Genomic DNA, 20,142 nt, shown 5'->3' with positions numbered 1-20,142 from the left:
ATGGCCGCACACCACGGCAAAGAACCCGGATTCTCCACCCACGCAATCCACACCGGTCAGGACATCGACCAGGTCTACGGTGCAGTGGTCCCGCCGCTGCACTTCTCCACCACCTACGCTCCTGATGGCATCGGTAATCTACGCAACGGCTATGACTATGGCCGCGCTGGCAACCCGACCCGCACTGCCCTGCAGCAGCAGTTAGCCGCTGCCGAGGGCGGCGCCCACGCTTTCAGCTTCAGCTCCGGGCTTGCCGCAGAAGATGCGGTGATCCGAGGGCTGATGCGACCGGGACAGCGCATTGTGATGGGCAATGATGCCTATGGCGGCTCCTACCGGCTGATCAGCCGGATCCACGGGGACTGGGGTATTGCCAACACCCCGCTGGATCTCAACGACCATGAGCGTGTTGCCGCTGAGCTCGAGGCAGAGGACGCCACCCTGCTCTGGGTGGAGACCCCCTCCAACCCGCTGATGACCGTGGTGGATATCGCCGCTCTGGCAGAGATCGCCCATGCCAACGGAGCGCTGCTGCTGGTGGACAACACTTTTGCCACTCCGTACCTGCAGCAGCCGCTGGCGCTGGGGGCCGATGTGGTGGTCCACTCCACCACCAAATACATCGGCGGTCATTCTGATGTGGTGGGCGGCGCCGTCGTCCTCTCTGATGATGACCTGGCGCAGAAGGTGGCCTTCCAGCAGTTCGCGGTGGGGGCGGTATCCGGTCCGCTGGATGCCTACCTGACTACTCGCGGACTGAAGACTCTCGGTGTGCGTATGGACCGGCATGCCTCCAATGCTGCCGCCGTCGCGGAGTTCCTTGCCGGGCACTCGGCGGTGGAGCGGGTGCTGTATCCGGGGCTGTCCGACCACCCCGGCCATGAGCTGGCCAAGAAGCAGATGCGCAATTTCGGCGGCATGGTCTCCATGCAGCTCAAGGGCGGGGAACCAGCGGCTCGTAAGGTAGCTGAGGCTACTCAGTGGTTCATCCTGGCGGAGTCTCTGGGCGGTGTGGAGTCGCTGATGAACTACCCGCATGAGATGACTCACGCCTCGGTGCGCGGTACCGAGCTGGCTGTCCCGGAGAACCTGCTGCGTCTCTCGGTGGGCATTGAAGATGTTGAGGATCTCATCGAGGACCTGGACCAGGCACTGGCCGGCCTGTAGTTCCTTGCAGAAAAAGGTCGGGGCCCGCACTTGCCAATTTTGAGTGCGGGCCCCGACCTTTGTGATGTCAGGCGGTTACTTCTTCTGGGAGATGTCCCAGCGGAGGCTTTCAACCTCGGTCTGCAGCGCTGAGGTGTTCTGCGCGGTGCGGACTGCCGCGATGTAGAACTCCAGCATCATGCGGATGAACACCAGGTATAGACCGAACAGCAGGGTTCCGAAGATCAGGAACATCACGCCGGCCAGGGCGCTGTCGGAGAACGAGACGATCAGCAGGACCAGCCATCCGATACCTAGGCCCAACAGTGCCAGGGCATAGATGAATGCGGCGAACTTGATGGTGACGTAGCTCTTGAAGCTGAAGTCGAACAGCGCCGCGAAGAAACCCTTAGAGTCCACGCGGTTTCGCGGCGCGGGGTTCTGGGGGTAGGGATTCTGCTGGGAGTAGGAGGGGTTGCCGCCTCCGGGGCCGCTTGGTCCGCCTGGGCCACCTGGTCCGCCGAAGCCGCCAAACCCGCCCGCTGGTGCCCCCTGCTGGGAAGAGCTCTGCTGAGGATAGCCCTGCGGGGGATAAGGCTGCTGGGAATTGTCTTGGCCGGGAGCCCCGGTATTTCCTCCACCGGGAGTGGCACCGCTGTCTGGAGTGCCGTAAGGGTCGTTGCCGTAGGGATCGTTGGGGTTGTTCGGGGGCTGAGTCATGTCACTCTCCTGAATCGTTGATTCTATTTCCGGAAGAAACCCACCAGCGAGGGTGGAAGCTTGGCAGTCATAACAGGGGCTACGTACCGAGCCAGCGTTTCAATCACCAGTCCGATGATCAGCAGGATGGCGAAGGTCCACCAGGCGGGCCCGAAAGTGGCGGTACTGAAACCGAACCACCCCGCACTGAAGCCAACCTGTATCTGTCCGAAGAACGTGAGCACTACACCTACCGCGGCGTAGATCAGCGGCAGAGTCACCCAGGACAGCGGATTCGCCAGCACCTCCGGCCGAGAATCTCTGCGCAGGCTCCACAGCAAAGCAGCTGCAACCAGGCCAAGGATCCCCAGCAGCACGGCCAAGAGCACCTGCCACCACTGAAGATCCGTCGTCCACAGATAGAGCGTGTTCTGGCCGGGGCCGTTGCTGACTAAGTGCACCAGCCCGCCTTCGGCACGCAGCGCCCCAGAGGTCAGCAGCACAAAGATGATGACCACTGCTGTGGAAGCCCAGAACGGAAAGCTCAGCACAGCGGTGAAGGATCCCTCCACCGCCAGCCAGATGAGGATGAAGATCAGCACCGGGATCACCAGGATGATTCCGTGCAGCGCCATGACCCGCGGAACACGGTAGGCAGAAGGCAGCACGCTCTGAATGCGGCCTCGCCCCTTGGAGTAGAACTTCCGCGAGGCAGACAGCAGCAGCCCGATCAGCAGGTAGAAGAAGAACGCGCCGAAGAACAACGAGGCCCCGGCAGCTGACCCCAGCATCCGCACTTCGCCGGTGAAGGGTATTTCTGTGGTTTGCCGAAAAGTCAGGGCAAGGGTCACCAGCAGCGTCAGCAGCGCCATGACCAGGGATACTGCTGCGCTGAGCGTCAGTTTGGCGGCAAGAGGCAGCGTCACCAGCCGTGTCCGGGGATCTCGCTGGGACCAAAACCGCCCGACGACGACGGCGGTCAGCCCGGCCAACAGCAGCGCCAGCAGATTCGGCGCCCAGAGGCTCAACAGGAGCATCGATTCGCTCTGCGCGGTCATGGTGAAGCCGAAACGCCCGAAGAGCCAGACTCCGGCAATCTGGAATGGCAGCGTGATGAAGGCGGCAATGCCAGAGAGTTCCAACTGCTGGGCCAGGTCTACAGCAGGGTCCGAGGCCGCAGTGTTGCTATCGAGTCCCACGCCGATCAGCAATCCGATCACCGTCAGTACAGCGAGCGTGATCAGCGCTACATACCCGGCCAGCTGAGCCATCGCCAGTGAGAGCACATGCTGAAGCCTGATGCTCTTCATGAAACCCGGTACCTGAACCTCAGGCATAGATATCTGTGGTCCGGTCGCTGGCTGCGCTGCGGCGGAGCCCTGTTCGGGCCCAGCTGAGGAGGCAGGCTCAGGGCCCCGATGCTGAGTCTCACCGTGTTCTCCCAACGGGTCACCGGTGGGGGCAGCGGAGTCAGGGCGCGGAGGCCGAGGGGGGCGATAGCCGCTGGGTGGTCCGGCGGGCTTGCCGGGCTCCGGGCCCTCGGCGGGATTCTCACTGTATGGGTCAGCCACTGAAGTAGTCCTCATTCCGTTGCGCTCGCGGTGTTCTGACCAGCGCCGTAGTGGCCTCTGGAAGACAGTCCCCACCTTACGCAAAGCCGATGACCTGGGGAATGACCGCGCCGGGCAAGCCGGAATAGTCAAATCGAGGCAGATGACGTAGACTTGTTCAGCATTCTCCGGATATTCCCGTTTATCTGTACTGACTCCCGGCGCAGCTGACTTGTTCAGCCTGGTAGGACCGGTCGAGATTATGTGTGTTTCTGCGGGTCGAGTCCGGAGCCGTATAAGCGGCCCGTCCCCGTGACCTAACACGTCCAGCGATATCACCTGACGCACCCTGCCGTGCCCATGCGCTGCGCAGCCTAGAGCTGTGCGGTTCGAGCACGAGTGGTTGACGCGCCATGCGCTGTGCCGTGGGCACACGGGGACCCCAGGTCGCCATAAGTCAAGGAGACACCATGACCCAGACCGCAGAAGCAACCACAGAGACCACCCAGGAGACCGAGTCCGGTCCTCGTTTCGCAGACCTCGGTCTGGACGACCGCGTTCTCGCGGCCATCCAGGAGATGGGCTACGAGACCCCTTCGCCCATCCAGGCCCAGACCATCCCGCTGCTGACCTCCGGTCGCGACGTCGTCGGCCTGGCTCAGACCGGTACCGGTAAGACCGCAGCCTTCGCACTGCCCGCGCTGACTCATATGGCACAGGCCCACGACGCCGGGGAGCTGGGCTCGGTGCCCAACACTCTGGTGCTGGCGCCTACTCGTGAGCTGGCCATCCAGGTAGCCGAGGCATTCACCACCTATGCCGCGAAGGTTCCTGGCATCTCCGTGCTGCCCATCTACGGCGGTGCCCCCTACGGCCCGCAGCTGCATGGTTTGCGCCGTGGGGCCAACGTCGTCGTCGGTACCCCCGGCCGTGTCATTGACCACATGTCCAAGGGCTCCTTGGATCTGTCCGAGATCAAGCACCTGATCCTGGATGAGGCCGATGAGATGCTGCGCATGGGCTTCGCCGAAGAGGTGGACAAGATCCTGGCGCAGACCCCGGATGACAAGCAGGTCGCCCTGTTCTCGGCCACTATGCCCAAAGCTATCCGCCGGATCAGCGAGGACTACCTCAACAACCCCGTTGAGGTTTCGGTCAAGAACAAGACCACTACCAGCGCCAATATCCGTCAGCGCTATGTGGCGATTAAGCACCATGCCAAGCCAGAGGCGCTGGCTCGCATTATGGAGACCGAGCCGCATGACGCGGTGATCGTCTTCGTGCGGACCCGCTCGGCCACCGAAGAGGTTGCCTCTAAGCTCAATGCCCGTGGTTTCACCGCCGCGGCCATTAACGGTGACATCCCGCAGAACCTGCGTGAGAAGACTGTGGAGCAGCTCAAGGACGGCCGGATTGATGTGCTGGTGGCCACCGATGTGGCTGCCCGTGGTCTGGACGTGGAGCGCATCAGCCACGTGTTCAACTACGACATCCCGCTGGACACCGAGTCCTACGTGCACCGCATCGGCCGTACCGGTCGTGCCGGTCGCTCCGGTGAAGCCGTGCTGTTCGTGACCCCGCGTGAGCAGCGGATGCTGCGCTCCATCGAGAAGGCCACCCGTCAGCAGGTGGAGCAGATGAGTCTGCCCACCATCTCTGATGTCAACGCCTCCCGCCTGGAGCGCTTCTCCGAGCGCATCACTGAGACCCTGGCAAGCGAGGAGCTCGAGGAGTACCGCGGCTTGGTGTCCTCCTACGTCACCGAGCACGACACTCCGGCTGAGGACATCGCTGCGGCCCTGGTGGCGATGGTCCACGACGGTCGCCCGCTGTTGCTGGACGAGAAGGCTGAGGACGAGCTGCTGCGCGAAGCCAAGCGTGGCTTCTCTGAGCGTGGTCGTGATGACCGTGGTGAGGGCGGTGACCGCGGGCCCCGCGGCGATCGCCCCAGCCGTGACCGTGGTCCTGCCACTGCCGGACCGGGCAACGCGATGTACCGCATCTCGTTGGGCCGCCGTGACGGTGTGGCCCCGGGTCACATTGTGGGTGCCATTGCCAATGAGGCGGGGCTGAATGCCCGCGAGATCGGCAGCATCGACATCCGCCCGACCCACTCCCTGGTGGAGCTGCCGGAGAAGCTCTCCGGTGAGCAGTGGGCAGCACTTGCCAAGACCCGCATCGGCGGGGAACTGATCAAGCTCGAGAAGGACTCCGGCGCCCCGGCTGGCGGCGGATTCCGCAAGCGCGAGGACGACGGCGAGCGCGGCGGTTTCCGCGGCAAGGGCGGCCCGCGCAAGGGCGGCTTCGGCAAGTCCGAGGGCGGCTTCAAGAAGAAGGACAAGAAGGCTCGCTGGCACTGATTTTCAGGCCGGTCGACCTTTGAAATGACAGGGCACTGAGCCGATTTGGGTAACAGCTCAAACCGGTGATAAAGTGTTCTGTCGTTGCCCCAATAGCTCAGTGGTAGAGCGCAGTCTTGGTAAGACTGAGGTCCCGGGATCGATTCCCGGTTGGGGCTCTGAATGAGAGCCCGCGCAGCGCAGCTACTCTCACTTGAGAAATTCGGTGAAGAATCCCTGCGCAACGCGGGCCTTTCTCATTCGTGGCGGTGTAGCTCAGCTGGTTAGAGCGCACGACTCATAATCGTGAGGTCGCGGGATCGAGTCCCGCCACCGCTACCGAACTTAGAAGCCCCGGATCGCTCAGCGGTCCGGGGCTTCTTCGTCGTCGGACAGGGGAGCCCCGCGCTTGGCGGGCCGGCACAGCGCCTGCTCCCGTATTTACCCAGGTTGTGTTTCACGCAAGGCCCCCACAGCCGCCGTCGTGCAACAAAGGGCGTGCACGAAGCGTGCCAGGGTTCGACCCCACAGCCGAGCTGAGAACATTCGTTAGAGTGGTCCTGGCGTAACCGACCCGCCAGATAGGGCGAAATGACCACACCACCGCAGGACGGACAGCACTACCCCACGCAGGGTTCAGGCCCGGCGGGCGCACAGCCGCCAGCTGGATACCAGCCTCCGGGCTACTCGGATCCTGCCTCCGGGGCAGAGCCCACCTCTGAGCCCAGGCGTACCGGTCTCATTGTGGGGGTCGCCCTCGGCGTCATTCTGCTGGTCGGTGTCCTGGTCGCGGTTCTCTTCGCCACCGGTGCCTTCGACGATGACGCCGAACCCGGCCAGACTGCCCCAGCGGCTACTGAGCCCGCTGCGGAAGAGGAAACTGCTCCCCAACAGCCTCACGGCGCCTACCCGGCGGCAGGTACCGACGAGGGCGGTTTCATCCTCACCGCACCTGATGAGCTGGCAGCAGGCGCAGCACCCGAAGGGCCGGTGCACGTAGTGATCTACACCGATGCTGGATGCCCCGCTTGCGGCAACTTCGAATCAGCTTTCCACGATCAACTCGAAGGTTGGCTGGCCGCCGGAGACATTGCACTGGAATACCGCTCGATGAATTGGATTCGCCCTCCCTACTCCGGTGACGCCGCCAATGCATTCGCCTGTATGGCTGAAGAAGCTCCTGAGTACTACCTGGACTTCCTCGGCAGCATCACTGCCGAGCAGGACGGAGGCTTCCAGCTCCAGAAGCAGGGACTGGCCGAGCGAGCCGAGCAGGACTACGGCGTGAATATCACCGACTGCGTCGACGAAGACCGCTATGCAGACTTTGTAGCCGGCGCCGGGGAGCACGGTCTGGCCCAGGGCATTGCTGGGACCCCCACCGTCATCATCAACGGTGAAGAAGTCCCCGCCGCAGAGCTTGGCGCAACGGACCGCCATATCGAAGAAGCCATCGCCGCGCAGTAACCGCAACCTCCTGGCGCGGATCCCTTCAGGGGTGTTCAGGCACGCCCGGTAGGATGGCCTGCGATGTCCTCCAAATCCCCTGCCCCCGGACAGCCGACACCCCCAGCGGCATTCGACCCGTGGTCCAGCGGCACCCCCGCCTACCGCGCCTGCCTGCTCGGCGGCATGATCTTCACCTTCTTCGGTGTGGTGACTCTACTGATCGCAGTCTTTACCGACTCCGCAGGCGTACGCACCACCGGGTTCATCCTCACCGGAGTCGGTCTGCTGGCCCATCTGGTGGGCATCGGACTGCGTCGGGCCCAGGCAGCCCGGATTCTTCGTGAGAGAAAGAACCAATCGTGACTATCAACACCGAACGGCAGGGTCACCGCTACCCGCCCGCTCAGCCCTACCAGGTCAGCCGCGAGGCCATCCGGGAATTCGCCCGGGCGGTCAAAGCAGAGCACCCGGCACACACTGACCCCGCCGCAGCAGAAGCACTCGGCCACGCCGACCTGATCGCACCACCGAGCTTCGCCGTCGTCGCCGCCCAGCGCGCTGAGGCTGCCGTGATCAATGATGAGGAAGCCGGCATCGACTTCTCCCGCGTGGTCCACGCCGATGAACGCTTCATCCACCATGCGCCCATTACCGCCGGGGACACCCTGCACGCCCAGACCACCCTGGAACGTATCCGGGTCATGGGGGCAGGTGCCATGGTCACTACCCGCACCGAGATCACCAACGACGACGGCGCCGCCCGTGCCACTGTGACCTCGTCCCTGCTGGTGCGCGCCGAAGGAGAGGAAGCATGAGCCGTCCCGATATTGCACAGTTGGAAAAAGGCAGCATCATCGGCAGCCGCCAGCTGCAGTTCTCCCGCGCGGATCTGATCCGCTACGCCGCGGCCTCCGGGGACCACAATCCGATCCATTGGAACGAACGCTTTGCGCAGGAAGTCGGCCTGGACGGTGTGATCGCTCACGGCATGCTCACCATGGGAGCGGCAGTGGGACTTGTCAGTGACTGGGCAGGTGACCCCGGCGCCGTCGTTGACTACCAGACTCGCTTCACCAAGCCAGTTCCGGTGCCCGATGCTGAATCCGGCAGCCCGGAAACACCCACAGCCACCCTGGAGATCACCGCCAAGATCGGTGCAGTGGACACGGAGGCCTCCACCGCGCGGGTGGATCTCACCGTTGAGCTACTGGGCACACCGGAGGAGAACGGGGAGCCCACGCGCACAAAAGTGCTGACCAAAGCCCAGGCTGTGGTGAAGCTCTGAGCGTGCCCAGTAAGGCGAGCATCGCCTGCTGGACACGTCCCTGAAACACTAACGACCCCTATAATGTGCTGATACTTTTCGCCCACTGGACGAAACCGCACCATACGAATGAGGAATCCACATATGCGCAGCCTCACTGAGACTGAAATGCCCTGGCTGAAAGGCCTCTCCCTGGCCGGCGTCGCAGCCCTGGCGCTGACCGCCTGCGGCGGTGGCGAAGAGACCGCTGACGAATCCGGCCTGGACCTGGTGAACGCCGGCGCACTCACCGTCTGCTCCAATCTTCCCTATCCCCCGTTCGAGTACTACGACGCGGACGGCAACGAGGTGGGCTTCGACATCGACATCGCCCAGGCCATTGCTGATGATCTGGACCTGGAGCTGGAGATCATCCAAGCCCAGTTCGAGGGCATCCAGTCCGGTGTGGCGCTCAACGCCAATCAGTGCGACCTGGCGATCTCCGGATTGACCATCACCGAAGCCCGCGCCGGCAACATGCTGTTCTCCGAGCCTTACCTCGATGACAACCTCGGTGTCCTGGTGCGCTCGGATTCCGGCATCGAATCCCTGGAGGACCTGGACGGCTTCGAGGGCACCGTGGGCGCGCAGTCTGACACCACCGGTGCTGCCGAGGCCCAGGAGCGCGGCCTGGACCTGCGCGAGTACACCGACGCCGGTCTGCTGATCCAGGGTCTGGAGTCCGATCAGGTGGAGGCAGCCATCGGCAACATCTCCATCCTGGGTTACCAGGCAGGTGAGTCCGAGACTCTGGTGTTCGTCGATGAGATCGACACCGGCGAGCAGCTGGGCATCGCAGCGCAGCTGGAGAACCAGCCGCTGATCGATGAAGTGAACCGGATCCTGGGTGAGCTGGAGGACAACGGCGGACTTGAGGAGATCGAGGACCGCTGGTTCCACTCCGAGACCCCTGACGAGGGCGGCGATGACGCCGAGGCCGATGACGAGGGTGACGACTAAGCCCTATGGCTCTGACTACACGACAGCGGAGGCGGCTGAGCCTGGGTATCCAGGCGGCCGTCTTCGCTCTTGCCGTCATCCTGCTCATCGCCCTAGTGGACTGGGCTGCCATCCAGCGCAGCTTCTTCAACTTCGGCAACATCGGCCCGATGTTCCCCGACATCCTCATCGTGGGCCTGTGGAACACCCTCCAGTACACAGCTGTGGGCTTCTTCTTCGGTCTGCTGGGTGGCACGGTGTTGGCGCTGATGCGCATCGCCAGTTTCCCGGTCTACCGCTGGATTGCCACGATCTATGTGGAGTTCTTCCGCGGAATCCCGGCGATCCTGGTGTTCATCGCCCTGGGCTTCGGCGCCTCCCTTGCGTTCGGATGGAACCTCTCCACCCTGCAGATCGCAGGTTCCGCCCTGGCCATCGTCTCCAGCGCCTATATCGCTGAGACCCTGCGAGCCGGCCTGCAGGCTGTGCCCAAGGGGCAGATGGAAGCTGCCCGTGCCCTGGGTATGCCCGCCTGGCGCGCCATGGTGTCCATCCAGATCCCCCAGGCCTTCCGCATTGTGATGCCGCCACTGACCAATGAGGCGATCCTGCTGACCAAGGACTCCTCGCTGATCTTCGTCGTCGGCATGGCAGGCTCGGCAGCTGAGCTGACCAAGATGGGCCGCGATGGCATCAACATCTATCAGGCCGGTCTGACTCCGCTGGTGGTAGCCGGTGTCTGCTACCTGATCATCACGGTGCCGCTGTCGATCCTGGCTCGGCGGCTGGAGAACCGCAGCCCTGCCCGGGCGAGCAGGAAGAAGGCCAAAGCATGACCCAGAACACCCCCAACTCAACGGTAGAAACTGCGGCGGCCGCCGCAGTGAGCATCACCGACCTGCATAAGTCCTACGGGGACAACGAGGTGCTCAAAGGCATCAGCATCGACATCGCCCCCGGTGAGGTGGTGTGCCTGATCGGTGCCTCAGGCTCCGGAAAATCCACACTGCTGCGCTGCGTGAACCGCCTGGAGGACCCGAATGCGGGAACCATCACGGTGGGCGACTACGAAGCCACGGACCCGGATGTGAACCTGGATGCGATGCGCCGAGAAATCGGCATGGTCTTCCAGCAGTTCAATCTCTTCCCGCACCTGTCGGTGCTGGAGAACTGCACCATCACCCCGCGTCGGGTGCTGAAGCAGTCCCAGGCTGATGCTGAGGCCGAGGCGCTCAAGCAGCTGGACAAGGTGGGTCTGAAGCATCTTGCCGACCGGCGTCCCGAGCAGCTCTCTGGCGGCCAGCAGCAGCGTGTGGCCATCGCGCGTGCGCTGACCATGAAGCCGCAACTCATGCTCTTCGATGAGCCCACCTCAGCGCTGGATCCTGAGACCGTCGGTGATGTGCTGGCTATTATGCGCCAGCTCGCCCAGGCCGGGATGACGATGCTGGTGGTCACCCATGAGATGGGCTTCGCCAGGGAAGTCGCAGACCGCGTGGTCTTCATGGACCAGGGCGTCGTCGTCGAAGAAGGTCCGGCTGCTGAAGTAATCGGCAACCCCAGTCAGCCGCGCACCCAGGACTTCCTGCGCCGCGTGCTGAACCCGCTCTCTGACTAGCTTCTGATTCCGGCGAAGAGCTTCGCAAGTCACAAATCGTTTCATTTTCACGGAAACGCCAAGGGGCCCCGGCAGCTGCACCTAGCTGCCGGGGCCCCACCCATCTGCCCTCCGTCGATGCCCAGTCGTCTGGAGGGCAGGCCTATGTGCGGGTCACCGGCGCAGGATCTTCCTGGCCAGCCGGTTGCCCACAAGCTGCAGTCCCTGGACCATCACCACGATGACGATCACCGCCAACCAGGTGACCTCCGGACGGAATCGCTGGTAGCCCTCCACAATGGCGAAGTTTCCAAGACCGCCGCCGCCGATGACACCGGCCAGAGCTGACATATCAATCAGAGCGATGATCACGAACGTGTAGCCCAGAACCAGCGGCCCGAGCCCTTCAGGCAGGATCACGGTAAAGATGATGCGCGTGCGGGAGGCCCCCATGGCGCGTGCGGCCTCGATAACGCCCGGGTCGATGGACACGAGGTTCTGTTCCACCACACGGGCGATGGCGAACGTCGAGGCCCACACCATGACATGGATGACCGCAGTATTGCCGATTCCGGTGCCCACCACCTGCAGGGTGAGCGGTTGAATGGCTGCGAGCAGAATGATGAAGGGAATGGGCCGGATGGTGTTCACCACGAAGTTCACCGTGGCGAAGACCGGCTTATTCGCCAGGATATTGCCCTCACGGGTGGTGTAGAGCAGCAGGCCAAGCGCCAGACCGATGCCCCCGCTGATAGCAAAGGCCATGACCACCATGTAGATGGTGTCCTGGGTGGCTTCCCACAGTTCTGGCAGGTAATACGACCAGTCAAGATTCTGGAAACGCTCGATCACCGTGCTGCCTCCTCTCCGGTCGCGCCAGTGCTGATCTCCTGGCCATCACCAGCGCTGCGAAGTTCGGCAAGGAAACCGGCGACGGCGGCGTCGTCGCCTTCAACAGAGATGGTCAGCAGACCGAAGGCAGCGTTCTTTGTGGTGTTCATGCCGCCGTGCACGATCTCAAAGCTGACACCTAATGCTGCCGCACGGCCCAGGACTGCTCCCACTGCGGCAGAATCGCGCAGCGAGACGGTGATGAGCCTTCCCGAAGTGCTCTTGCGGATGCGGGCCAGGTCGGCGTCGGTGGGCCTGTCCTTCAGGGCCGAACCGACAAAGCTGGCTTCTGCGCCGCTGCGCGGGTTGGAGAACACATCGTAGACAGGGCCCTCTTCCACGATCCGGCCTTTGTCCATGACTGCCACCCGGTCAGCGATGGCACGGATGACCTCCATCTCGTGGGTGATGGCCACGATGGTGATGCCGAGTTCCTCGTTGGCGCGGCGCAGCAGCCGCAGCACCTCCTCCGTGGTGGAGGGGTCCAGGGCGGAGGTGGACTCATCAGCCAGCAGGATGTCCGGCTCAGCGGCCAGCGCGCGGGCGATTCCCACCCGCTGTTTCTGCCCGCCCGAGAGCTGCTCGGGGTAGGCCTTGGCTTTATCGGCCAGGCCTACGAACTCCAGCAGCTCTGCAACGCGGGCCTCACGTTCTTCCTTCTTCCAACCGGCGACCTTCAGCGGATAGGCCACATTGCCGGCCACGGTGCGGGAGGTGAACAGATTGAACTGCTGGAAGACCATGCCGATGCGCGAGCGTACGTGCCGCAGCTTGGACTCTGGCATGCCGGAGATCTGCTGACCCAGCACGGTGATGGTCCCGGAGGTGGGCTTCTCCAAACCATTGACGAGCCGGATCAGAGTGGACTTGCCCGCTCCTGAGAAGCCGATGACGCCATAGACCTCCCCGCGGTTCACGGTGAAGGAGACGTCGTCGACGGCGGTGACTGAAGATGACTTGCCGGTGGTGAAGGTCCGCGTCACATTGCTGAAATGGATCAGCGGACCTCCACCAGCAGCGAGCGCAGCGGTGCTTTCTGTGCTCGGAGTGCTCACAAATACTGGGCTTTCTGTGCTGGGGGATGGTGCAGGCTTAAGCGATTACTCGGCCTGACGCAGGGCTTCCTGGTAATCGGTCAGGGCCTCCTGCAGTTCCTCCGCGGTCACATCGCCGGCGGGAACCGAGGTGCCTGCAGAGCGCTCATCAATGATGTCCAGCACCCGCTGGTCGTGATAGAGCGCAGCGATCTCACGCAGAGCCTCATTGTCTACATCGGCTTCGCGGGCAACGAAGGCGTTGACGTAGGGGAAGGCGCTCGGGTCGCTCGGATCGTCGGAGAAGAGGCCATCCTCGTTCGGGTCAAGATCTGCGTCCTGGGCGAAGTTGTTGTTGATCACAGCGCCCTGTACCGACTGCAGCGCGTTGACGGTCTGGGCGGCGTCGAGGGCCTGGACGCTGACAGTCGACGCTGCTTCATCAATGTGGCGTGGCTCGGGCTGTGCAGTCTCCTCAGCCAGTTCAAGCAGTCCTGCCGCCACCAGCACGTTGATGGCGCGGCCCTGGTTCACCGGATCGTTGGGGATGGCTACGGTGTCGCCGTCCTGGAAGTCGCTGACATCGGAGTACTCGTTGGAGTACACGGTCAGCGGCACAATCTCGGTGGCGCCGATGGGCTGCAGGTTATCCCCGGAGCTGTTGTTGTGCTCAGCGAGGTAGGCGATGTGCTGGAACCAGTTGACATCGATGTCGCCGTTGGACAGAGCGGGATTCGGCTGGTTGTAGTCGGTGAAGTTGACCAGCTCGATCTCGTAGCCCAACTCCTCCTCAGCAATCTCCTCCAGCTGCCGGTGGCCTTCGTGCAGGTTGGCCACACCGATCCGGAAAGAGGTCTGGTCCTCCGGAATGGCTTCAGCGTCTCCGTTGCCGCCGCAGGCGGTCAGGCCAAGCAGGGCGGTGGCGGCCAGGGCTGCGGTTAGGCGCTTTGGTGCAAACATGGGTGTCTCCTCAAGGATTTCTGCGGGGATAGGTGTGCCGCAGTGGACTGTAGGTGAGATGAGAATGACGACGACGGGCCCGCGTCACAGGCAACGGCGTGCCCGATTGTGGGCACAGCGCTTCAGGCCCTGATGGGGGCCAGCCGATGGAGGGTGGCGCTGATTAGCGCACGGACATTCGACACATCTTTTGAGAGTGTCCCTTCTTGAGTCTGCTCTTGCCCGTTCCGGGCATGGTGACGGCTGGTGAAGCCGTCTGAAACGGGCCGCTTCTTAATCCGGTGCCACCCAGGAACATGGGGTTGGCGAGCGGCCCGATTCCGGATCGTGAGGGCCGCTTCTCGCGAAGCACTCCCCATACTCTAGCGGTTCCGCGGAGCAAAAGCAGATGTCAGGTGTCACAAAGTGTCACAGTATGTTCAAAATATGTAGTGATACTTCCGCAGGCCTTCCCGTGCCGACCGCTGCGCTCGTTTTACCATCCGGTTTTCGCAATGCCTACCCGTATCCGGGATGGTGAAGCGAAAAGGGGATGGTAAAGCGCGAAAGAAGGGCCCCAACCGCGCCCCGGTAGGCTAAGCGGGTGACTTCCTCCCGTACTTTCAGTGAGCACACCACCGCGCGCGTGGGCGGCCCCGCCGGGCAGTGGGTTGTGGGCGATTCCGAGGCGCAGATCCTTTCGGTGCTGCAGGAGCATCCGCTCCCGGCTGACGCGGAGCGTGAAGCTGGCCGCGATTCGCTGCTGGTGCTCGGCGGCGGATCGAACCTACTGGTCTCTGATCAGGGGTTCGCCGGCACCGTGCTGCAAGTGGCGGTCACCGGAGTGACCGCCGAGCCAGTGGGGGAGGACGGCGTGCTGGTGACAGTAGCGGCGGGACACCCCTGGGACGACGTCGTGGCCTGGACGGTGGAGCGCGGACTTGTGGGATTAGAAGCACTCTCCGGTATCCCCGGTTCAACAGGCGCTACACCGGTGCAGAATGTGGGGGCTTACGGAGCTGAGGTATCGCAGACGCTGGTGGATATCCGCGCATGGGACCGGTCCAGCCGTGAGCTGGTCGTGCTGAACAATGAACAGCTGGGCTTCGGCTACCGCGATTCGCTGCTCAAGCGCAGCACCATCGAAGGCTCCCCTCGTTATGTGGTGCTCTCGGTGCGCTTCCGGCTCACCCATGCTGTGGGGGAGCCCATGTCCTCACCGGTGCGCTACGGGGAACTGGCCCGCAGCCTCGGGCTGACCGCGGAGATGCCGGAGGATGAACGGCGAGCGCCTCTGGCCCAGGTCAGACAGGCCGTGCTGGGACTGCGAGCGGGCAAAGGCATGGTGCTCGATCCTGAAGATCCAGATACCTGGTCCACCGGATCCTTCTTCACCAACCCGATTGTGGCGGCGTCGAAGGCTGCCTCACTTCCGGAGAGCGCCCCGAGGTTCCCTGCAGGCGTAGACCACGACGGTACGCCCCTGGTGAAGCTCTCCGCTGCGTGGCTGATCGACCAGGCAGGCTGCGCCAAGGGGTTCGGGGCAGCGCTGACTGATGGCCGGGCGTCCTTGTCCACCAAGCACACCTTGGCGGTGACTAACCGCGGTGGGGCCTCCACCGAGGATCTGTTGACCGTTGCACGCGCGGCCCGCGACAAGGTGGAAGCGGCTTTTGGCATTCGGCTGCACCCGGAGCCGGTGCTGCTGGGCTGCAGTCTCTGACACGCTGCCGCGTAAGCCGCAGCACCGGCTGAGCCCTTGGCAAGATGGAGGGCATGACTCTGCCTGATGTGACCCTGGGACGCGAGCCCTATGAACTGACGACGACGGCGCTGGGCTATGGCGCGATGTCATTGGCGGGCGCCTACGGTCCCATCAGCGATGAGGCTGCCATCGCGCTGCTGCATGATGTTTACGACCGTGGGGTCACCTTCTTGGACACTGCCAATATCTACGGGCTCGGGGTCAGTGAAACGATCCTGGGCACGTTCCTGCGGGGTCGCCGGCACGAGTTCATGGTGGCGACCAAGGCCGGTATTGATCCCAGCGGGGAGGCCGGCAAGCGACGGCAGAACGGCAAGCCGGAGCATCTGCGGGAGCAGATAGAGCTGAGCCTGCGGCGGTTGGGAACAGATTATGTAGACCTGTACTACCTGCACCGACCGGATCCGGAAGTCCCCATTGAGGAGTCAGTGGGCCCTCTGGGCGAGCTGGTGGAGGCCGGGAAGGTGCGCAGCATCGGGCTCTCCGAGGTCACTGCCGAGGAGATCCGCCGAGCTCACCAGGTGCATCCGGTGACTGCGGTGCAGAGCGAATGGAGCGTCTTCGCCCGCGACGTGGAGCGATATGTGCTGCCCACGGTGGCTGAGCTCGGCATCGGATTCGTGGCGTTCTCGCCTGTGGGCCGGGGCATCCTGACAGACCATTTCGACGCCGCCGGGCTGGCTGAGGGTGACACCCGCCGGAAGTTCCCCTGGTTCAGTCCGGAAAACCTGACGCATAACGACGCCGTTGCCGCTCAGTTGCGGCAGGCGGCGGCCGGGCTCGGGATCCCCGCCGCGGGCTTGGCGCTTGCGTGGCTGTATAAGAAGGCTGCGCGCATCGGGGCGGACCTGGCGACCATACCCGGGACCAGGTACACCTCTCATATGGATGAACTGCTCCGCGGAGTGGACTTTGAACTCGACGTCGACGCCGAGGCTCAGCTGGACAGCCTGGCAGATCAGGTACACGGGGACCGCAGCTTTGACCCGATGTGGGTCAGCGGGGGCCGTGAGGGCCTGCTCCCGCGTTAGTGCCGGCAGCACAGCCGGAGTGAACATTTTTTGAGGTAGTCGGCCACCCGACAGATTCGAGTGCGCGCATTATGCGCCTAGCGGCCGAGTAAAGTCCAGGATTTAGCCCCGGTTAACCAGCACCCATGTCACATGAAGAAAAAATCAGACATTTAACGTAGCTCAATGTTCATGAACACTAAATCTGTGTTCATAATAGACCCCACGGGCCCCCAAAAGGGATCCCTTCTGTATCCGTGAGGTTGAGGAGAGCTGCATGGCTGAGCGTGAACGTCCACTGATTCTGAGCCTGTTCGAGATGGGCTCAGTGGTGCATCTTGCGCCGGGCACTTGGACTCATCCCGAAGATCAGCGGCACAGGATCGCTGATCTCAGCTTCTGGCGAGAACTCGGTGGCATCCTGGAGGAAGGACGCTTTGATCAGTTGTTTCTCGCAGATGTGGTGGGTGCCTATGACAATACTGAGGACGGTCTGACCACCCCGGTTCGCGAGGGTTTCCAGATTCCAGCCCTGGATCCGCTGATCGTCCTTGGGGCGCTGGCAGAGTCCACCGATCACTTAGGACTTGCCGCTACTTTCTCCACCACCTATGAGCCGCCCTTCTCCTTTGCCCGCCGGCTGGCCACCCTGGATGCCCTCTCAGGCGGACGGATCGCCTGGAACGTGGTCACCTCTTATCTGAAGAACGCCGCGCAGAACTTCGGACTTGAAGACCAGATCGAGCATGACGAGCGGTATCACATCGCGGATGAGTTCCTGGACGTGATCTACAAGTTGCTGATCGGGTCCTGGGACGAGGGCGCCGTCGTAGGTGATGTTCACCGACGGGTGTGGGCAGAGCCGGAATCAGTGCGCTATATCGACCATGCCGGTGAGTACTTCTCAGTCCGGGGGCCGCATCTGGTAGCTCCCACGCCGCAGCGTCTCCCGGTGTTGTTCCAAGCGGGAAGCTCGCTGACAGGAATGGCTTTCGCAGGTCAGCATGCGGAGGTGGTGTTCCTGGGTGGCGGGTCCACCGACAGTATCAGGGAGAACATTCAGATCATTCGGCGTCATGCCGAAGAGGCTGGCCGGGACCCTGAGCAGCTGCGATTTGTCGCCTCGGCGCATGTGATCATCGGCCGTACCGAAGAAGAAGCTCACGCTAAGGCCGAAGAAATTGACCAATACCGGACTTCTTGGGACGTGCTCCAGAAGAACGGGCGTAGTCCGAACCTGGACCGCTACCGGGATGAGGAACTGGTGGCTGACATCATCAAGCGCCGCGACCACGGCCATGAAGTGCTGATCCGAGGCTGGCGCGAGGGCCAAACAGTGAAAGACCTTCGCAGCAGCGCAGCTGGCGGGGGCCGGGCCAAGAACGGCCTGCGCGTGGTGGGCACCGGCGCACAGGCCGCAGATGCGCTCACCCGATGGGCAGAGGAATCTGGCCTGGACGGGTTCAACATCGGCAACCAAATCAGTTTCGGGACCATCCGCGACTTCGTGGACCAGGTGGTGCCGGTGCTGCAGCGGCGCGGACTGGCCCGCACCGAATACACACCCGGAGAGACCCTGCGGGAAAGGCTCCTCGGCGCAGGGCCCCACCCCCACACCACACACCCGGCTGCCCGATACCGGGACCCGGCGGCGCTGCTGACACCGGCTGAGCCGTTCGACAAGCGTCTCACCCCCGCCGCCAGCTGACTTTCTCCAGGGGCTGTGATAGCCCGACGCATTACTCGTCATCTCAGAGGAAATTTATGTCATCGCACACTCAATTTCATCGTCGCTCGGCTTCGGCTGTAGTGGCAGTAACGGCCGCAGCCCTAGTTCTTTCTGCCTGTGGTGTACCAGGAACAGCAAACACTGAGACCGAAGAGGTTGACTCGATTAAGGCGCTGACCGAACTTGCAGTTCCGCCTTCAGAACCCGACCCCGATGCGGTGTCCGGAGGAACGCTAAGCCTCTCCACCGGCAGCGACCCGGTCTGCCTGGACGGTCACCAGGTGTCCACCGCCGAGCTCCAGCTGCTGGGGCGGATCATCTACGACAACCTGGTGAGCCTGGACGCCGAGGGAAATCCGGCCCCCTGGCTGGCCGAGTCCTGGGATATTAGCGAGGACGGCAAAACCTACACGTTCCATCTTCGCGATGATGTCACGTTCAGCGACGGTACCCCATTGGACGCCGAGGCCGTCGTAGCGAACTTTGAGCATATGGCTGCCCCTGAGACCGCCTCGCCGCTGGCCGCTGCCTATATCGATCCCATCGAGTCAACTGAGGCGATCGACGAGCACACGCTGGAAGTGCATCTCGAATACGCTTACAGCCCGTTCCTCTACGTGCTGGCTCAGGGCTGGCTGGGTCTGATCTCCCCGACTCAGTTGGAAGAGGACCCGGAGAGCACCTGCCTGGAGCCGATAGGGAGTGGCCCATTTGTCGTCGATCAGTACACCCCAGGTGAGGGCGTCACTTTCGACAAGCGGGAGGACTACGACTGGTCGGCCGACTACCTCAACCATGAGGGCCCTGCGTATCTGGACCGTATTGAGATCAGCTTCATCGCAGAACAGGCAGTCCGGTTCACCTCTTTGGCCAGCGGTGAGTTCGACGCCTCATCGAATATCGCGCCACAGAACGCCGAGGCTGCCAAGAATGACCCGGAGATCAACTACCACAACATCTCGCGCATTGGTAATCCTCAGCGCATCACCCTGAACACTGAGCGTGAGCCCTTCGACGACGTCAACGTGCGCAAGGCATTGGCCCTGGGCATCGATGTGGAAGGGATCGCCGAGGCTGTGGGTTTCGGCGAATACGAGCCGCGGCACGCCTTCCTCTCCCCGACAACCCAGTACTACCGGGAGGAAGCAGAAGAGAGCTGGGATTATGATCCCGAACGTGCCGCTGAGCTGCTGGATGAGGCCGGATGGGAGGAGACCGACGGCGAGGGCTACCGGACGAAAGACGGTGAACGATTCACTGTCGAATTTCCGTTCGCAGATACAGCCGTCGTCGGGTCGCTGAACGACCTGATCCAGTCAGAACTCCGCAATCTCGGGATCGACCTGGAGCTGGTGCAGCTCCCAGCGGCAGAGGCGACACAGCGCCGCCTTGACGGTGACTATGACATCGTCACTGGGGTCTGGCATACCAACACCCCAGACGCCCTGTATATCGTGTACCACTCGGATGAGATCACCGATGACGTGCGGATCGGCCAGAACACCTCTCGTCTTCAGGATGAGGAGCTCGATGATCTCCTCGTGCAGGCACGTCAGACGACTGACTTCGGCGAACTCGAATCGCTCTACGGTGACGCCCAGGAGCGTCTGGAGGAACTGGTCCCGGCGATTCCGCTCTACGACTTCTACTCACCCTGGGCTCTCCGGGATCACGTCAACGGTGTACTGGCAGACTCCTCGCACGGTACGCCTCTGTTGACGCTGGCCTGGCTGGACGAGTAGGTGAGGAGCC

At 62.9% G+C, this 20,142-nt stretch carries 18 protein-coding genes, 2 tRNA genes and 1 riboswitch; of the genes, 15 read left to right on the top strand and 5 right to left on the bottom strand.

The features are described 5' to 3' along the window. Window positions 1-1,167, top strand: coding sequence for a cystathionine gamma-synthase (locus ABEA23_RS02075; protein WP_345476434.1), 1,167 nt, complete (start codon window positions 1-3; stop codon window positions 1,165-1,167). Window positions 1,168-1,242: 75 nt separating this feature from the next. Here ABEA23_RS02075 and ABEA23_RS02070 read toward each other — a convergent pair whose 3' ends face one another. Further along, on the bottom strand, window positions 1,243-1,866 hold the full coding sequence (locus ABEA23_RS02070; protein ID WP_345476433.1) for a DUF4282 domain-containing protein: 624 nt from the start codon (window positions 1,864-1,866) through the stop codon (window positions 1,243-1,245). A 23-nt stretch (window positions 1,867-1,889) separates the two neighbouring features. After that, on the bottom strand, window positions 1,890-3,416 hold the full coding sequence (locus tag ABEA23_RS02065) for a hypothetical protein (protein ID WP_345476432.1): 1,527 nt from the start codon (window positions 3,414-3,416) through the stop codon (window positions 1,890-1,892). A 449-nt stretch (window positions 3,417-3,865) separates the two neighbouring features. On the opposite strand from ABEA23_RS02065, the gene ABEA23_RS02060 reads away from it, so the two are divergent. The 10 genes from ABEA23_RS02060 to ABEA23_RS02015 all read left to right on the top strand — a co-directional run bounded on the left by ABEA23_RS02060 (window position 3,866) and on the right by ABEA23_RS02015 (window position 11,043). Beyond that, window positions 3,866-5,755 carry a DEAD/DEAH box helicase gene (locus ABEA23_RS02060; protein WP_345476431.1) on the top strand — a complete coding sequence of 630 codons (1,890 nt, stop codon included), beginning with the start codon at window positions 3,866-3,868 and terminating at the stop codon, window positions 5,753-5,755. Window positions 5,756-5,841: 86 nt separating this feature from the next. Next, window positions 5,842-5,913, top strand: a tRNA-Thr gene (locus tag ABEA23_RS02055). 86 nt (window positions 5,914-5,999) lie between these two features. Then, a tRNA-Met gene (locus tag ABEA23_RS02050) sits at window positions 6,000-6,073 on the top strand. Window positions 6,074-6,325: 252 nt separating this feature from the next. Further along, complete coding sequence (locus ABEA23_RS02045; RefSeq protein ID WP_345476430.1) at window positions 6,326-7,201, top strand: DsbA family protein; 876 nt, start codon at window positions 6,326-6,328, stop codon at window positions 7,199-7,201. A 63-nt stretch (window positions 7,202-7,264) separates the two neighbouring features. Further along, window positions 7,265-7,546 carry a hypothetical protein gene (locus tag ABEA23_RS02040; RefSeq protein WP_044493771.1) on the top strand — a complete coding sequence of 94 codons (282 nt, stop codon included), beginning with the start codon at window positions 7,265-7,267 and terminating at the stop codon, window positions 7,544-7,546. Next, on the top strand, window positions 7,543-7,998 hold the full coding sequence (locus ABEA23_RS02035) for an FAS1-like dehydratase domain-containing protein (RefSeq protein WP_345476429.1): 456 nt from the start codon (window positions 7,543-7,545) through the stop codon (window positions 7,996-7,998). Before ABEA23_RS02040 ends, ABEA23_RS02035 begins: the two co-directional genes overlap by 4 nt. Beyond that, window positions 7,995-8,468: a MaoC family dehydratase gene (locus ABEA23_RS02030; RefSeq protein ID WP_345476428.1), complete on the top strand. Its 474-nt coding sequence runs from the start codon at window positions 7,995-7,997 to the stop codon at window positions 8,466-8,468. The genes ABEA23_RS02035 and ABEA23_RS02030 overlap by 4 nt, the downstream gene beginning before the upstream one ends. Window positions 8,469-8,591: 123 nt before the next feature. Further along, entirely contained in the window at window positions 8,592-9,446 is an 855-nt protein-coding gene (locus tag ABEA23_RS02025) for an ABC transporter substrate-binding protein (protein WP_345476427.1), read from the top strand. Window positions 9,447-9,451: 5 nt separating this feature from the next. Next, entirely contained in the window at window positions 9,452-10,261 is an 810-nt protein-coding gene (locus tag ABEA23_RS02020) for an amino acid ABC transporter permease (protein WP_345476426.1), read from the top strand. Further along, window positions 10,258-11,043 (top strand): amino acid ABC transporter ATP-binding protein, encoded by a 786-nt coding sequence (locus ABEA23_RS02015; protein WP_345476425.1) that lies wholly within the window; start codon window positions 10,258-10,260, stop codon window positions 11,041-11,043. The genes ABEA23_RS02020 and ABEA23_RS02015 overlap by 4 nt, the downstream gene beginning before the upstream one ends. 153 nt (window positions 11,044-11,196) lie before the next feature. Here ABEA23_RS02015 and ABEA23_RS02010 read toward each other — a convergent pair whose 3' ends face one another. Genes ABEA23_RS02010 through ABEA23_RS02000 form a run of 3 tightly spaced genes read right to left on the bottom strand, consistent with a single transcriptional unit; the run spans window position 11,197 to window position 13,907 of the window. Next, entirely contained in the window at window positions 11,197-11,874 is a 678-nt protein-coding gene (locus tag ABEA23_RS02010; protein WP_345476424.1) for a methionine ABC transporter permease, read from the bottom strand. Then, window positions 11,871-12,968, bottom strand: coding sequence for a methionine ABC transporter ATP-binding protein (locus tag ABEA23_RS02005; RefSeq protein ID WP_345476423.1), 1,098 nt, complete (start codon window positions 12,966-12,968; stop codon window positions 11,871-11,873). The genes ABEA23_RS02010 and ABEA23_RS02005 overlap by 4 nt, the downstream gene beginning before the upstream one ends. 45 nt (window positions 12,969-13,013) lie before the next feature. Beyond that, window positions 13,014-13,907 carry a MetQ/NlpA family ABC transporter substrate-binding protein gene (locus tag ABEA23_RS02000; RefSeq protein WP_345476422.1) on the bottom strand — a complete coding sequence of 298 codons (894 nt, stop codon included), beginning with the start codon at window positions 13,905-13,907 and terminating at the stop codon, window positions 13,014-13,016. Between the two features lie 209 nt (window positions 13,908-14,116). Then, window positions 14,117-14,256, bottom strand: a riboswitch (SAM riboswitch). A 234-nt stretch (window positions 14,257-14,490) separates the two neighbouring features. On the opposite strand from ABEA23_RS02000, the gene ABEA23_RS01995 reads away from it, so the two are divergent. The 4 genes from ABEA23_RS01995 (at window position 14,491) to ABEA23_RS01980 (ending at window position 20,132) form a co-directional block, all read left to right on the top strand. Then, complete coding sequence (locus tag ABEA23_RS01995; protein ID WP_345476421.1) at window positions 14,491-15,609, top strand: UDP-N-acetylmuramate dehydrogenase; 1,119 nt, start codon at window positions 14,491-14,493, stop codon at window positions 15,607-15,609. Window positions 15,610-15,662: 53 nt separating this feature from the next. Then, on the top strand, window positions 15,663-16,682 hold the full coding sequence (locus ABEA23_RS01990; protein ID WP_345476420.1) for an aldo/keto reductase: 1,020 nt from the start codon (window positions 15,663-15,665) through the stop codon (window positions 16,680-16,682). 256 nt (window positions 16,683-16,938) lie between these two features. Then, window positions 16,939-18,369: an NtaA/DmoA family FMN-dependent monooxygenase gene (locus ABEA23_RS01985; RefSeq protein WP_345476419.1), complete on the top strand. Its 1,431-nt coding sequence runs from the start codon at window positions 16,939-16,941 to the stop codon at window positions 18,367-18,369. A gap of 56 nt (window positions 18,370-18,425) precedes the next feature. Then, window positions 18,426-20,132 carry an ABC transporter substrate-binding protein gene (locus tag ABEA23_RS01980; RefSeq protein ID WP_345476418.1) on the top strand — a complete coding sequence of 569 codons (1,707 nt, stop codon included), beginning with the start codon at window positions 18,426-18,428 and terminating at the stop codon, window positions 20,130-20,132. Window positions 20,133-20,142 lie beyond the last annotated feature (10 nt).

The sequence above is a fragment of the Nesterenkonia rhizosphaerae genome, from assembly GCF_039544555.1.
Classification (GTDB): Bacteria; Actinomycetota; Actinomycetes; order Actinomycetales; family Micrococcaceae; genus Nesterenkonia; species Nesterenkonia rhizosphaerae.
The sequence above is the reverse complement of the archived record's forward strand: the minus strand, read 5'-3'. Positions and strand labels throughout refer to the sequence as shown.